General features: G+C 62.9%; 14 protein-coding genes. 11 read left to right on the top strand and 3 right to left on the bottom strand.

Going from position 1 to position 14,891, the window contains the following annotated elements:
- Window positions 1-58: 58 nt before the first annotated feature.
- From metC to OKW37_RS23610, 4 genes are read left to right on the top strand one after another with little or no spacing between them, the layout of a single operon-like run.
- Window positions 59-1,222 (top strand): cystathionine beta-lyase, encoded by a 1,164-nt coding sequence (metC, locus tag OKW37_RS23625; RefSeq protein WP_187630028.1) that lies wholly within the window; start codon window positions 59-61, stop codon window positions 1,220-1,222.
- 38 nt (window positions 1,223-1,260) lie between these two features.
- Window positions 1,261-2,100: an ABC transporter substrate-binding protein gene (locus OKW37_RS23620; RefSeq protein WP_429403924.1), complete on the top strand. Its 840-nt coding sequence runs from the start codon at window positions 1,261-1,263 to the stop codon at window positions 2,098-2,100.
- Window positions 2,101-2,102: 2 nt separating this feature from the next.
- Complete coding sequence (locus tag OKW37_RS23615) at window positions 2,103-2,753, top strand: amino acid ABC transporter permease (protein WP_090808002.1); 651 nt, start codon at window positions 2,103-2,105, stop codon at window positions 2,751-2,753.
- Window positions 2,750-3,520 carry an amino acid ABC transporter ATP-binding protein gene (locus OKW37_RS23610; protein WP_429403923.1) on the top strand — a complete coding sequence of 257 codons (771 nt, stop codon included), beginning with the start codon at window positions 2,750-2,752 and terminating at the stop codon, window positions 3,518-3,520. Before OKW37_RS23615 ends, OKW37_RS23610 begins: the two co-directional genes overlap by 4 nt.
- Window positions 3,521-3,651: 131 nt before the next feature.
- Here the strand turns inward: OKW37_RS23610 and OKW37_RS23605 are convergent, their stop codons facing one another.
- Window positions 3,652-4,536 (bottom strand): LysR family transcriptional regulator, encoded by an 885-nt coding sequence (locus OKW37_RS23605; protein ID WP_429352802.1) that lies wholly within the window; start codon window positions 4,534-4,536, stop codon window positions 3,652-3,654.
- Between the two features lie 135 nt (window positions 4,537-4,671).
- On the opposite strand from OKW37_RS23605, the gene OKW37_RS23600 reads away from it, so the two are divergent.
- From OKW37_RS23600 to OKW37_RS23590, 3 genes are all read left to right on the top strand, one after another.
- On the top strand, window positions 4,672-4,956 hold the full coding sequence (locus tag OKW37_RS23600) for a hypothetical protein (RefSeq protein WP_184058042.1): 285 nt from the start codon (window positions 4,672-4,674) through the stop codon (window positions 4,954-4,956).
- 187 nt (window positions 4,957-5,143) lie between these two features.
- Window positions 5,144-6,406, top strand: coding sequence for a multidrug effflux MFS transporter (locus OKW37_RS23595; protein WP_184030682.1), 1,263 nt, complete (start codon window positions 5,144-5,146; stop codon window positions 6,404-6,406).
- A gap of 55 nt (window positions 6,407-6,461) precedes the next feature.
- Complete coding sequence (locus tag OKW37_RS23590; RefSeq protein ID WP_429403922.1) at window positions 6,462-7,871, top strand: DHA2 family efflux MFS transporter permease subunit; 1,410 nt, start codon at window positions 6,462-6,464, stop codon at window positions 7,869-7,871.
- Between the two features lie 23 nt (window positions 7,872-7,894).
- Here OKW37_RS23590 and OKW37_RS23585 read toward each other — a convergent pair whose 3' ends face one another.
- A complete protein-coding gene (locus OKW37_RS23585; RefSeq protein WP_429352798.1) occupies window positions 7,895-8,614 on the bottom strand; it encodes an SDR family oxidoreductase in 720 nt (239 codons plus the stop codon).
- Between the two features lie 82 nt (window positions 8,615-8,696).
- Here OKW37_RS23585 and OKW37_RS23580 point away from each other — a divergent pair, with 82 nt between their 5' ends.
- Complete coding sequence (locus OKW37_RS23580) at window positions 8,697-9,647, top strand: LysR family transcriptional regulator (RefSeq protein ID WP_429352797.1); 951 nt, start codon at window positions 8,697-8,699, stop codon at window positions 9,645-9,647.
- Between the two features lie 83 nt (window positions 9,648-9,730).
- Complete coding sequence (locus OKW37_RS23575) at window positions 9,731-10,135, top strand: DUF3224 domain-containing protein (protein WP_429403920.1); 405 nt, start codon at window positions 9,731-9,733, stop codon at window positions 10,133-10,135.
- An 80-nt stretch (window positions 10,136-10,215) separates the two neighbouring features.
- Here the strand turns inward: OKW37_RS23575 and OKW37_RS23570 are convergent, their stop codons facing one another.
- Window positions 10,216-12,483: a beta-glucosidase gene (locus OKW37_RS23570; RefSeq protein ID WP_429403919.1), complete on the bottom strand. Its 2,268-nt coding sequence runs from the start codon at window positions 12,481-12,483 to the stop codon at window positions 10,216-10,218.
- Between the two features lie 224 nt (window positions 12,484-12,707).
- On the opposite strand from OKW37_RS23570, the gene OKW37_RS23565 reads away from it, so the two are divergent.
- Together OKW37_RS23565 and OKW37_RS23560 are read left to right on the top strand one after the other, a co-directional pair.
- Window positions 12,708-13,727 carry a helix-turn-helix domain-containing protein gene (locus tag OKW37_RS23565; protein ID WP_429403918.1) on the top strand — a complete coding sequence of 340 codons (1,020 nt, stop codon included), beginning with the start codon at window positions 12,708-12,710 and terminating at the stop codon, window positions 13,725-13,727.
- Between the two features lie 7 nt (window positions 13,728-13,734).
- Window positions 13,735-14,349: a hypothetical protein gene (locus tag OKW37_RS23560; protein WP_429403917.1), complete on the top strand. Its 615-nt coding sequence runs from the start codon at window positions 13,735-13,737 to the stop codon at window positions 14,347-14,349.
- The last annotated feature ends 542 nt before the right edge of the window (window positions 14,350-14,891 follow it).

Below are 14,891 nucleotides of genomic sequence, written 5' to 3'. Positions count from 1 at the left end.
TCCCGGGTAAAAGTAAACTTCGATCATCAATCCACCTTGAGGCATCGCCGGGAGCAAGATGACAAGCAATCCCCAGAAAGCGCCGCAGCCGTTCCGCAGCCTGTCCCCATCCGTCATGCGGGCATCGACAGTTGTATTCGATTCTCTGGCCGAGTTTTCGCGCCGCAAGGAGCGGCAACCGGACGGTTACAGCTATGGCATCACCGGAACGCCAACGGCTCGTGAACTGGAACACCGCATCGCCGAGCTCGAAGGTGGCGCGCATTGCGTGGTGACGCCTTCCGGTCAATCCGCGCTGATGACGACCGTGATGGGCTTCGTGCGCGGCGGCGATCATCTGCTGGTGTCCGCTGCCTGCTACGGCGCGCTCAAGACATTCGCGCATAAGTGGCTGGCGCACTTCGACGTCGAGGTCGAACTGTATCCGCCGGCAATCGGGGCTGCGATTCAAAAGTACATCAAGCCCAACACCCGCATGATCTGCATGGAGTCGCCGGGGACGGTGACGATGGAGATGCCCGACATTCCAGCGATCGTCGAAGTCGCGAAACGTCACGGCGTATTGACGATGATGGACAACACCTGGGCAAGCCCGCTCGCTTTCAAACCGCTCGAACATGGTGTGGATTTCAGCGTCGAAGCCGCGACGAAATTTTTTGGTGGTCATTCGGATCTCCTGGCGGGCTGCATCAGCATGAACGACGCGGATTACTACGCGACCTTGCGCGAGACGCAGAGCGTTCTCGGCCAGCAGACCAGCCCTGATGACTGCTTCCTCGTCATGCGCGGCCTGCAAACCCTGAAGGTCCGCTTCGCTGCCCAGAGCGCCTCAACGCTGCAGATTGCGAGGGAACTCGAACGTCACCCGGAAGTGAGCAAGGTGCTGTTCCCGGCACTGCCGTCCGATGCCGGTCATGCCATCTGGAAGCGGGATTTTGCGAGCAGCGGGTGTCTCTTCTCCCTGATCCTCCAGCCCGCGGCGGAGGACGCGTTCAACGCATTCTTCGATACGCTCCAGTATTTCCCCATCGGGGCGAGCTGGGGAGGCGTGCATAGCCTCGCTGCCTACTACCCGGCCCCGTTGCAGGCCGAGCGTGCGTTCCCGCTTACCGACCAGCCTATCGTGCGCCTTTCGATCGGGTTGGAGGACCCGGCGATGCTGCTTGCGGATCTGAATGCCGGTCTTGACGCATTCGGACGCGCCCGGGCAACCGCTGCGTAGATTTTTTAATTCAACTTACCTGGATGAGTGAGTACGAGATGAAATCAATCAAGAGATGGAGACGCTTTGTCACGGTAGCGAGTTTCATGACGCTTTCCGCGGCATTCAGTTCACCCGCTACTGTGCAGGCAGCGGATCTTCTCGCGCAGGTGAAGGCGAATGGCACATTGCGCGTGGCCAACACCCAGAGTAGTCCCCCATGGAGCATGCTTGACGAAAACAATCAACCTGTCGGCTACGACGTTGCAATTGCAAAGGAAGTCGGCAAGCGCATTGGCGTGCCGAACGTAGTATTCGTCGCCGATTCGTTCAAGAACTTCGTGGAAGGGTTGAAGACGGGCAAGTACGACCTCGTGATGAACGATCTCACACCTACACCTGAACGGCAACAACAGGTTGATTTCGGCGAACCATACGGCGTGGAGGATTTCCGCATTTTCGTACCTGCCGGCAACACAGACATTAAGGGCAAGGAAACCCTTAAAGGCAAGCGAGTGGGAGTGGTCACTGGCTCGAGCAATGAAACATGGGCACGAGCACACCTGCATGACTCCGACATCCGTGCGTACGATAACGGGGGACTCGTCTTCAGCGATCTGGGCAATGGACGTATCGACGCGGTCATCATCTCGCACTTCGGCGGCATGAAGTACGCCAACGTCAACCATTTACCGGTCAAGGAAGTGGGCGAACCGTTGATCTACCAGCTATCAGCGCCGGCTTTGCAGAAAGGCCAACCGGCCCTGCTCGCAGCGGTCGATAAGGCGATTGCAGACATGATGGCTGACGGGACGATCGAGGCCATTGCCAGGAAGTGGGTCGGGCGGGATTACGATATGCCCGGCACGATCACCAAAGCGAAGGCGCACAAGGAGTAGTCATGATCGAGCTTTTCATGCGCTCGCTTCCGCTGTTAAAGAGTGCGGTGCTGATGACACTCTTTCTCGGTTTGTTGTCGTTTGTGCTCGGTTCGACGCTAGGGTTGCTGGTCGCCTTGGCTCGTATCTCCAGCATAGGTGCGCTACGCGCCTTCGCATTCGCATATGTATCCATCTTCCGTGGCACGCCGCTGCTCGTGCAGATACTGCTGATCTATTTCGGTTTGCCCCGGTACGGTCTGACACTTGACCCGGTTCCCGCCGCGCTCCTCGCGCTCACGCTGTTTTCGGCCGCGTATCTGAGCGAGAACTTCCGTTCCGGCATCAACGCGGTGGACAAGGGCCAGTGGGAAGCTGCGATGTCGCTGGGCATGGGTTACTGGAAAGCCATGTCGCGGGTTATTCTTCCCCAAGGACTACGCATCGCCATTCCGCCTGTCGGCAGCCGCATGATTGCACTCATCAAAGATACATCCCTCGCTTCGACAATTACGGTGGTAGAACTGACCCGCGTCGCCGACCAGGTCGGCGCCTCCACCTTCCGCTACATGGAAATGTTCCTGATGGTCGGCCTGATCTACTGGGGCATCAACCAGATTCTCACGATAGTCCAGACCGTCCTCGAGAATCGCATTTCGAGGCGTTTTGTATGAATACTGATATCAGGACGATTGAAGTCCGTGGACTTTCGAAGGCATTTGGCGACAACCATGTCTTGCGCGGCGTCGATTTCAGCGTATCGAAAGGCGAGGTTGTCGTTGTAATGGGTCCCTCCGGGTCGGGCAAGACCACGCTGCTGCGCTCGCTGAACTTCCTCGAGCTACCGGATGCCGGCAGCGTGACAGTATGCGGCATTGATGTCGAATGCAACGGTTTGTCAAAACCGTCACGCCAGAATCAGAAGAAGATCCGCGCGATCCGCCAGCGCACCGCGATGGTGTTCCAGTCGTTTAACCTCTTTCCGCACAGGACAGCACTGGAAAATGTGATGGAAGGTCCGGTCAGCGTCAAGGGTGTCCCTCGTGCGCAAGCGTCGGAGCGCGCAATTCACCTGCTGACACAGGTTGGCCTGGCCGCAAAAGCCAACGAATATCCGGCACGGCTGTCCGGCGGTCAGAAGCAGCGCGTAGCGATCGCGCGGGCGCTCGCGATGGATCCAGAGGTCATCTTCTTCGACGAGCCCACGTCTGCTCTCGATCCAGCGCTGCGGGAGGATGTCCTGACCGTCATGCGCGACGTTGCCAAAGCGGGCATGACGATGCTGATCGTCACGCACGAAGTGCGGTTTGCGCGAGATGTAGCGGATCGGGTTGTTTTTATGGACGGCGGCGTGGTTGCCGAAGACACGACACCGCAAGCCTTCTTTGGTGAAGGCAGCAGTCCACGGGTAAGGCAGTTTCTGCATCTGATCGAGACCTGAGTATTGAGCACGCCGCGACACCGCCTTGAATCACGCGTAGGGCTTCCGTTGCAAAAGCGTTGGCGGAAGAGTTCGTGCTTTATCGCGAGGAGCAGGAGAGGCGGAAAGCGTCGGCGACGTAACACGGCCCGCTAGCTCAACCGCAAACTCCGCAATACGTCGAGCACATATTGAGTCGGACGCTCCACGGTACCCGCGCGAAAGGCCAGGCCCAGCTGTCGCCATAACGCCGGGCGCAGCGCACGTGTGACGATGCGCGCGTCGGCCGACGAGCGGCTCGGTTCCTGCGGCAGCAGCGCGGCGCCGTATCCCGCTGCCACGAGACTCTTGATCGCATCCGAGTAGTTGAGCTGGATGCGCGGCGTGGGGTGCTGCCCCGCCGCGCTGAACCATTCCGTCGTCAAACGCGAAAGCCGCGTGGTCGCGTCGTTCAGAATCAGCGGCTTCGCGGCGATCCATTGCGGCGTGATGCGAGCTGGACACGTCCACCCCGCCGGCATGAACGCGACCACCGGATCGCGGCGCCATGTTTCGATCGATAGCCCTCGTAGCGGCGCTTGCGGCAGCGCCACGATGCCCACGTCGAGCGACTCCTGGGCGAGTCGCGTCAGCGTTTCCTGCGAAGTCAGCACGGCGATTTGCACATCGATGCCGGGATGCCCGGCGGCCAGTCCCTCCAACGCCTGCGGCAGCAGATTCGCGATGGCCGCGGTGGAAGCGCCGAGCCGAACCCGTCCGCCGAGCCCTTCCACCTGTCGCCGCACGTCCTCCAGTGCCTGCTCGGCATTGGCCAGCATCTGACGCGCATAGGCCACCAGCGTCTCGCCGATCGCCGAGGCCCGCACCTGACCGCGTTTGCGCGACAACAGCGGCGCGCCGACGCGGCTCTCGAGATCCGCGATATGCAGACTGACCGTGGGCGGTGCGAGATGCAGAACGCGAGCGGCCTCGGCGAAAGAGCCGAGGTCGGCGACGACGACAAGGGTGCGCAGGCGGTCGAGACTGATTTCTCTCATCGGAATGGGAATCGGAATGGCATTGGTCAGAAAAGCTGAATCACGCGGTCAGTAAACTCAACGTTTTCCAATCTTACGTGCAGATGGAAGGTGGTGGCGCTGGTTTTTTCAACGCTCACCATCGGGGCCATTGGCATGAACTCACCTTCAACCAGAAGTTGCGAGCCGCAGGAGGCTTCGCATCGGCTAGACGCAATATCGGACGACGCCAGGTCGTTACTGCTCGGGCTCGTCTTTACAGGCGTCGTGCTGGCTTTCGCCGTGATGGCGATGATCTGGACGGCGTCCCGCCCCCCGCTCAAAGGCAAGGACTGCTCCGGCCGCCTCGCAAACGACGAGCATGCGAGCTTCGTCGCGTTCTTCCAGGACCCGGCAGACCAGGGCGCGTTGCTGCGGTCGATCGAGGACTGCGCGAAATGAGCCTCGTTGCGGCGGGATAGCGCGCTCGTCGGCCGCGCCATCCCACACCCCCGCCAGGGACTATCCCACTTCCTGCCATACCACGGGCACAATACCCGGCGATAATGCCGGGGGCATTCGCGCCTTTTCCGTTCGATATCCGAACGCATCGATGCCCGCGCCGCCAGTGTTCCCTTTCGATGCACCCATGAGCCACGCCACCGCCGACCACCCCGCTTCCGCCGACTCCGCCCCGAACTCGCCGCGCTTCCTGCTATTCCTGATCTGCCTGTTCGCGTCCGCCGGACAGCTCGCCATCGACATCTACGTGCCCGCGCTGCCCGCGATGGCGCGCTACTTCGGCACCTCGCCGCAAGCGATCCAGACCAGCGTCACCGGCTACATGGTCGCCTACGCGTTCGGTCAGCTGATCTTCGGTCCGATCGCCGACGCGTATGGCCGCAAGCGCGTGCTCGCGTTCGGTCTGACGGTCTACACGGTCGGCTGCCTGCTGTCGCTCGCGGCGCCCAATCTCGAGACGTTCATCCTCGCCCGCGCACTGCAGGGCTTCGGCATCGCGAGCACGAACCTGCTGGCAAAAGCGATCATCACCGATTCGTTCGCGGGTCAGGCCTTGCTGCATGCATTCACGTACATGTCGATCGCGTGGGGGCTCGCGCCGATCGTCGCGCCGGTGATCGGCGCGCATCTGCAGACCGCGTTCGGCTGGCGCGCGTGCCTCGTGTTTTTGCTGATCTATTCGCTGGTGATGTGGGCGCTGCTGTGGCGTTATCGCGAGACCTTGCCGAAGCCCGTCCATCTCGAACCGCGCACGCTGACCGCGAACGCGCGCAAAGTGCTCGCGAGCCCCGTGTTCCAGAGCTGCTTCCTCGCGCAGGGCCTGTGCTACAGCATCCTGCTGGTGTTCAACATCGTCGGGCCGTTCATGGTGCAGACCACGCTGCACAAGCCGCCGACCTTCTTCGGCTACCTCGCGCTCGGCATCGGCATGATGTACTTCCTTGGCGGTCTGTCGAATCGCCTGCACGGTCCGGGCCTGCCGAGCGCCGAGCAGCGGCTGCGCATCGGCGCACGGCTGATGGCGGCCGCGTCGCTTGCGATGCTGCTGCTCGCGCTGACGGTCGGTCTGCGCGTGTGGACGCTCGCGACGCCTGTGCTCGTGATGGGCTTCTGCGCCGGCGCGATGTATCCGACGCTGATGGCGAAGGGCAACTCGCTGTTCCCGCACATCGCGGGTCTGACGAGCGCGATTCTCGGCTGCGCGCTGCTGCTGGTTTCATCGGCGATGATGGGGTTGGCCGGCTTCGTGTCGGTACAAGTGCTCACACCGCTCGCGCTGTTCTTCGTGGTCCTCGCGTTCGTCGTCGTCGTGATGGTGACGAAGCTGCTGCGCCATCTCGAGCAGGTACAGCCTGCGGCCGCGGCGAGCGCGAGCGGCAAGGCAGCGTGAGCCGGCACATGAACTCGACCGAACGCCAGACCTTCATCTGTACACGCGCGGACCGATGAGCGGCATGCGCGAGCGCGCCTGCGCATCCGCTTCCACGCGGATCGATCCGACCGTGTGGAAAGTCGCGGCGGTCGTGTCGATCGGCTCGTTCATGTCGCAGATGGACTCGACGCTGGTCAACGTGTCGCTGTCGGCGATCGGCCATACGCTCGATGCGTCGATCGCTACCGCGCAGTGGATCGTCAGCGGCTACCTGCTCGCGATGGCGTTGATGTTGCCGCTCAACGGCTGGCTGGTCGACCGCATCGGCGCGAAGCGGCTGTACCTGTTCTGCTTTTCGACGTTCACGATAGCGTCGATGCTGTGCGGCGCGGCGCAGACGATCGGCGAGCTGATCGGCGCGCGCATTTTCCAGGGCCTCGTTGCCGGTGTGCTCGGGCCGATGGCACAAATGATGATCGGACGCGTGGCCGGCAAGAACCTCGAGCGGGTGATGGGCTACACCGCGCTACCCATTCTGCTCGGTCCGATCCTCGGCCCGGTGCTGGCCGGCCTCGTGCTCGCGCACGCGAGCTGGCCCTGGCTGTTCTTCGTCAATGTTCCGGTGGGCGCTTTCGGCGTCGCGATGGCGGTGTTGCTGCTGCCGCGCGATGCCGCCGAGTCGCAGAAGCGACCGTTCGATTTCACCGGCTTTGCGTTGATCTCCCCTGGGCTCGTCGCGCTTGTCTATGGACTTCAGGACGCGTCGCGAGCGGTGTGCCTGGCGTGTCTGCTCGCGGGCGTCGCGTTTCTCGCCGGCTTCGTGCTGTACGCGGCGCGCAAAGGCCATACCGCGCTGATCGACGTGCGCATGTTTGCGACACGTACGTTCTCGGTCGCCGCACTCGCCCAGTTCTTCGCGAACGCGATCATGTATGGACGGCAGCTCGCCGTGCCGCTTTTTCTGATCCCGGGCTGCGGTTTGTCGGCCGCGCACGCGGGCGGCCTGCTCGCGGCAACCGGCGTCGGCATGATGTGCTCGTTTCCGCTGCTCGGATGGTTGACCGAGCGGCTCGGCTGCCGCGCGCTCGCGGCGGGCGGCGCACTGCTGGCGTTTCTGAGCACGCTCGTGTTTCTGTGGCTGAGCGTTGATTCGTTCTCCGCCGGATGGGCCGCGGTCGGTCTGTTCTTTGCGGGCGTCGGTCAGGGGACGATCAGCGTGCCGTCGATCTCGGCCGCGTATTCGTCGATCGGGAGAGAAAGGCTCGCGGTTGCGAATACTGCGTTGAACATCGCGCAGAGAGTGGGCGGTCCGTTCGCGACGACGCTGCTTTCGATGGTGATAGCGTCGACGTTGCACGGTGTTTCGGGTGCACAGCCCGGCCGCTTTCTGCCGACGTTCGTGCTGCTGGCCGGGCTGCATTTGTTGTGCTTCGCGGCGGCGATGTTTCTGCCGGTTCGCGTTCAGCGAGCGAAGAACGCCTGACCACGCATTCCCGCGCCCGTACTTCACAGTAGCCGCAAGCCGCCATCACACTCGATCACCGCCCCCGTCATAAACGTGTTCTCCAGCAGAAACTGCAGCGCGTGCGCGACATCGTCGGCCTGCCCGACGCGCCGCACCGGTAGCGTTTCGCTCTGCTGCCGAAACAGCTCACTCTTCACGCTCGCGGGAAATCTGTCCCACCAGGGCGTATCGATCACACCCGGCGACACCGCGTTCACGCGCAGCGGCGCAAGCTCGCGCGCCAGCGTGCCGATCATGCTTTCGAGCGCGCCGTTGATCGCACCCAGACCCGCCGTGCCCGGATTCGCGATGCGCGCCGAAATCGCGGTCAGAAACGTCAGGCTGCCGTCGCGACGCAGCGTGGGTAGCGCGGTCTGCGCGGCTTCGAGCTGCGGCCAGAACTTGGCCTCGAAGCCACGCCGCAGCGCGGCCAGATCCAGTTCGGCAAACGGCCCCGCGCCTTCGCCGCCCGACAGCGTCATCACCAGATGATCGACCTGGCCGAGGCCGCCGAAAAAGTGTCCGAGCGCCGCGCGATCGGCGCAATCGAGCGCCTCGCTCGTCACCTGTCCACCGATGCCAAGCAGCGCATCGTCCAGTTTGGCGCGGTCGCGCCCCACCGCGACGACGCTCGCGCCAGCCGTCACGAGCCGCTTCACCAGCGCGAGCCCAATGCCCGACGAGCCACCTAGCACCACGACCTTCTGATTTTGCCAGTCCATGTCATTGCTCCTGAGTGTGAACGGAAGACCCCGTGGCAGTAGAATGCGCGGTGCGATCCCATCACTCAAATCGTTTAATGTCATGGCCAACATCATTGAAAATGATTTTCGGCGCTTCGACCTGAACCTGCTGCTGACCTTCCGCGCGTTGCTCGAAGAGCGCAGCGTCACGCGTGCCGCGCAGCGGCTGTTTCTCGGTCAGCCGGCCGTCAGCGGCGCACTGAAGCGCTTGCGCGAAACGTTCGGCGACGAGCTGTTCGTGCGCACGCCGCAGGGCATGACGCCGACGCCGCGCGCGCTCGAACTCGCACGGCAGATCGAGCCGTTCCTGCAATCGCTGCATCAGGCGCTCACGCAGCCGTCCGTCTTCGATCCGGCCCGCGCGCAGCGGGTGTTCCGCATCGGCCTCAGCGATTCGCTCGAACTGCTGCTGATGCCCGAGATCATTGCGCGCCTCGCCGACACCGCACCCGGCGTGAAGCTGATCGCGCGCTCCACAGATTCGACGCGCGCCGCCGCGATGCTCGACGATGGCGCGATCGAACTCGCGGTCGGCGTATTCCGCGAATGCGTGCCGTGGCAGCGACTCACGCCGCTGTTTTCATGGCGCTTCGTGAGCGTCTACAACCCCCGGCTCGTCAGAACGCGCCGCAAGCAATTGTCGATGGACGAGTTTCTGCGCCACCGCCATGTGCTGACTTCGTTCAGCGCCGAGCTGCGCGGCTTCATCGATGAACGACTCGAGATGCAGGGACTGAAGCGCGACGTCGTGTTTTCGAGCTCGAACTTCGCGACCAGTCCGTTCATCGTGCAACGCACGGCGGCGATCGCGACGGTGCCGGAGTTCATCGGCCGCGTCTGGCGCGATACGCTCGGTCTCGCGCTGAGTCCGCTGCCATTCGAGGTGCCGGGCTACGAGGTTTCGCTGATGTGGGCCGCGGCGCACGACCAGGACCCGGCGCTCGCGTGGTTGAAGCGCGAGTTCGCGGACGCGTTCGGCACGAGCGACGGCACTGCGCGTGCAGCGCCCTGACAGCGACGTGTGCTACGGTTCGGAAGCGTCACGGTTCGTTTCGCCGCTTCGCCGTCGCCCGTTCAAGCCAGGAGGAAATTCCGATGACTCACCACGTCGCAAAAGGCACCTTCATCGTCTCCCTTCAACCGATGCCGTTCGAAAACGCGGAGGCCGAATCGAAGCTCGGCCGCATGTCGATCGACAAGCAGATCTCCGGCGATCTCGCCGCGACCACCCAAGGGCAAATGCTGAGCGCGATGACGAACGTCAAAGGCTCGGCCGGCTATGTCGCGCTCGAACAGGTCACTGGCACGCTGGCGGGCAAGCAGGGCACGTTCGTGCTGCAGCATATCGGCGTGATGAATCGCGGCGCAGCGGCGCTGGCGGTGACGGTCGTGCCGGATTCAGGCACGGGCGAGCTGAGCGGCATTGAAGGCGAGTTCCGGATCGACATCGTCGACGGCGCGCATTCGTACGAGTTCGCTTATCGTCTGCCCGACCACTGACATGCCGAACGCGTGCCGGCGGGATACGGCGCTCGACCCCGTACCCCGCTACCAGGCTTTCCAGTTCAAAACCTCAGCGCTCAATGCCCCGCGATCGTCACCGACGCCGTCAACGCATTCGGATCGCGCGAAGAAGCCCCCGCGATCATCTGATAGACGCCGCCGTTGAGCTTCCACACGTGGTTGGTCGCGTCCCACGTCGACAGCAGCTTCGGCGCAATCGATACGCTGACCTGCTGCGACTCCCCCGCCTGCAGCGCGACCTTTTGCCAGCCGACCAGACGCTTCGGCGGTTCGCCCAGACCGCTCGGCAACGCGGCATAAACTTCGGCGATTTCCGCGCCCGCGCGCGAGCCCGTATTCTTGACGGTAAAGGTCACCTTCACGTTGCCACTCGCATCCACTTGCGCGTTGAGGCCCGAGTAGCTGTAGCTCGTGTAGGACAGCCCATAACCGAACGGGAACAGCGGCGCGATCTGCTTGCCGTCATACCAGCGATAACCCATGAAGAGTCCTTCGCTGTAGGTAACGGTGGTATCGGTGGCCGAGATCGTCGGTTGCGGGAGATCCGCATCCTGCATCGGAAACGTGATCGGCAATTTGCCGGACGGGTTCACGGCGCCGAACAGCAGATCGGCAATCGCCTGACCGCCCTGCACGCCCGGATACCACGCTTCGAGCACGCCGTGCACGTTGGATAGCCACGGCATCAGGACCGGGCTGCCGTTCTCGAGCACGACGATCACGCGCTTCGCTTGCGCCGCGACCGCGCTGATCAGCGCGTTCTGATCGTAGCTCTGGTTATAGCTGTCAGTCGTATTGCTCGGCAGGCTCAGGCTCGGCAGATCCGCGCCCTCGCTTTCCCATTGCGTCGCGAACACGATCGCCACGTCCGCCTTCGCGGCGGCGGTCGCCGCTGCCGCCGCGTTCGTGCCGTCGACGAAGGTCACGCTCGCGTTCGGCGCCTTCGCCTGGATCGCGGCCAGCGGTGCCGACTTGTACCACGTCGCGCAGGTGCTCAACAGCGGCGACGGCGACACGCAACCGGACACCGCGTTGCCCGCGGCCGCCGGCACCGCGCCCGAGCCGCCGCCCGACAGCACGCCCGCATCCGCGTGAGCGCCGATCACCACGATCGACGACAGCCCCGCCGCGTTCAGCGGCAGCACCGGTTGCGAATCGCCGCTCGCCACCGCGTTCTTCAGCAAGACCGACGATTGCTGCGCGACCTGCAACGCGAGCGCATTGCCCGCGGTTTGATCGACGCTTCCTCCGGTGGTTGGCGGCGAATCGAAGACGCCATAGCGAATCATCGTGCGAAGCTTGCGCTGAACCATGTCGTTGAGTCGCGACATCGGCACGCTGCCGGCGTTGACCGCGCCCGTCAGCGCGGTGTTGAAATACGACGTCAGCGTAAAGCCCGGAATCGACGCTCCGCCGCCGAGATCGCCGGGCTCTTCTTCATCGAGGCCAGCCAATGCCGAGGCGACCGTACTGTGCGTGGCTGTCCAGTCCGACTGCACCACGCCCTTGAAGCCCCACTCGTTCTTCAGCACGGTGGTCAGCAGATACGGGTTTTCGCACGCATACACGCCGTTCACCAGGTTGTACGAACACATCACGTTGCCGGGCGTTCCCTGCGTGACGCCGAGTTCGAACGCGAGCAGTTCGGTTTCGCGCATCGTGCGTTCGTCGACGACCGAGTTGCTGGTCATGCGGTTCGTTTCCTGATCGTTCATCGCGTAGTGCTTGATCGTCGCGATGACGTTCTGCGCCTGCGTGCCGATCGTGCGCGCGGCGCTCAGCGTGCCGGTCAGTACCGGATCTTCGCCCATGTACTCGAAGGTGCGGCCATTGCGTGGTTCGCGCGCGAGATTGACGCCGCCGCCGAGACCTTCGCCATAGCCGAGCACGCGCAGCTCGGTCGCGATACGCGCGCCGTATTGGTTCGCCAGCGTGGGGTCCCAGCTTGCCGCGAGCGCCACCGGCGCGGGCAGCGCCGTCGCGTTCGAGTTGACGACATTGACGCCGCCGGCCGAATCGGCCATTGCAAGGCCCGGAATGCCGAGCCGCGCGATGCCGGGAATGTAGCCGGCTCCGTTGACCCCGGCCGGATACGGACCGCCGAGTCCCGCGTTGGGGATGCCCACGCCGTGCACGAGCTGAATCTTTTCGGCGGTCGTCATCTTCTGGACGAGCGCGGCGGCACGCGCATCGGCGCGCGCATCTGGATCGGACGGCAACGGCGGTTCACTGATGTTGCTGCCATTGCCGCAGGCGGCGAGTACCAGCGCGACACCGCAGGCGATGGCGCTTGCGGCAAAGGGTATCGTCAGCTTCCTTCTCATCATCTCGCTCCGTGTTGTCGTTGTAGGTCATCTGATTTGCATTGCGTCACGTTGTATCGACGCGCTACCGGCACGTGACGCGTCCTGTTACGCTAAGCGCTCGTGGTAATGCGCCGAAAGAAATTCTAGGGATGCGCCCGAAACGCGCTTGACCGATAGGTGCAGCACTTGACCGATGAAGAGTCAGGAAAACCCGCAGACAGGTTTCGACCGGAGGAGGCAAAGTGGATTTGCGTCAGAAGTCCGTTTCAGCGCGCATCTATCGAGGATTGCTCGACGCGGCGGAGCGTGAGGGCCTCGATCGCAGCAAAGTGGCCCACGATATCGGCATCGACGAGGCCGACATCGCCGCGGCCGATGCGCGAGTGCCGGGCGACAAGCACGTCGCAATGCTCCAGCTTGCGGAAAGCTGCCTGATGCGCGGCGCGCCCGAGGGCGACGTGTTCGATGGTCTGCTGTATTTCCCCGAGCTTGCGGGCGTGCTCTGCAATAGACCGACACTGCGCGATGCATTGCGCAATTACGTCACGTATCGTGACCTGATCGGTAATGTCGACTGGCTCGTCATGCAGGAGCACGGCGACGAAGTCGCATTCGAATATGTGACGGAGGGCGAGGGGCGCAACGCATCGAGCGCGCTCGGCAACTTCGCGCTGATAGCGGGTGTGGCAAAGCTCTACGACGTGCGACTGCGCGTGCGCGACGCGGGTATCACCGATGCGCGGCTCGGTGCGATCGCGGCGCTGAGCGGGACGTTGGGCGTGCGCGTTCACCTCGATCAGGCTCGCAATCGGATGGTGTTGCAGTCGTCCGCGCTGGATCGCGCGTTCGAGGTCTACAACGCGCCGCTCGCGAAGATTCACATGCATGCCGCGCATGGAATCTTGCAGCGGATTCGCGAGCAGGGCCGCTTTTCTCCGACGGTCGAGCGATGTCTGCGTGACGTGCTGCGCGAGCACGCGGATGCGATCGAGCCGAAGAGCCTGCAGACGATCGTCTGCGAGCGGCTGTCGCTGACGCGCTGGACCTTGCAACGCAAGCTCGCGGCGGAGTGCAAAACCTTCAGCGAGGTGCTGATGCAAATGCGTATCGACGAAGCACGCACGCTGCTCGCGCATACGCCGATGTCGATCAGCGAGATTAGCGAACGGGTCGGCTTTGCCTCGACGACGGCGTTTACGCGGTTTTTTACGCGTGCATGTGGGGCGCCGCCGGCGCGGTATCGGGGGCGATGCCGGGTGTGATCGTCCTATGATGAGCATCGATCAGAACATGACTCGACTGTTCGGTGTCATGGGATCGATCGTATCCTTGGTCGCGTTTCTGCCTTATGGACTTGCGATCTGGCGCGGCACCGTACGCCCTCATCTTTTTACCTGGTTGATCTGGTCACTCGTCACGGCGATTGCGGCTGTCGGCCAGTTCGTCGCCGGTGCGGGTCCTTCGGCGTGGTGTACCGCGGCGATCGCGGCCACCTGCTTCTTTGTTCTCGTATCGAGCGTCTTTCGGGGTGAACGGCAGCGGACCGCTTTTGATTGGCTTTGCCTTGCCGCGGCGTTGTCCGCTATTCCGCTCTGGATATTCACTAATGATCCGACGTTGTCGATCTGTCTTGTGACGCTGATCGAACTCGTCGGCCTCGCGCCGACGGTGCGCAAGACTATTCGTGATCCGTGGAGTGAGAGTCTTTTGTACTTTGCGCTCTGTGTTTTTAAATACGCGCTCGCGATTCTTGCGCTGCGGAAATGGAGTGTGGCCGTGGCGTTTTATCCGGCGGTGAATATCGGGGCGGCAAGTGGGGTTTGTTTGTTGATGGTGGTGCGGCGTCGACGGGTGCGAGCGTATTCCGAGGACAAGGTTCGGTGAGGGGCTCCCGAAAGACAGCGCGACGACTCGCAGCGCGCGATCTGAATGTGCCTCTCTTTTGTCCGATATTCATCAGGTCGCCGCAAATTGCGTGGATTACACTGGTTTTCGCTATGCGACTTTAAAGCGTGGCCGACCCACGAAGTCACCATTGCGCGGACTTTCGTGCATCCCTTCCGCACGTATCCGCCGACACCGAGCGAAATACGACTGCTTGGTGAAAGCGTTTCGCCATTCACCACTTTGGCCCGCCCCTGGTCCCTCACACGACGGCGACCAGGTATCGCTGCGGCCATTTCACATCGACTATTTTCGCTTGATTGAATCAGGCGCCTGATCCGGCAGCCGATAGGCCCCTTGCACGGCGCGATTTCACGCGCCTGATTCGCTGACAAGGAGATGAAGATGAAGACCCGCCAATTGAGCATTTTTGGTCGGCTGTAGCCGTTGCACTTCTGTCGCTGAGTGGCACCGCGCAGGCCGGTGGTGATGACGGCGACCGTGGCCGCGGCGGTGGCGGCGGTCTTTGCTCGAACGCAACG

The organism is Paraburkholderia sp. MM5482-R2 (genome assembly GCF_050436125.1).
Taxonomy (GTDB): Bacteria; Pseudomonadota; Gammaproteobacteria; order Burkholderiales; family Burkholderiaceae; genus Paraburkholderia; species Paraburkholderia tuberum.
The sequence above is the reverse complement of the archived record's forward strand: the minus strand, read 5'-3'. Positions and strand labels throughout refer to the sequence as shown.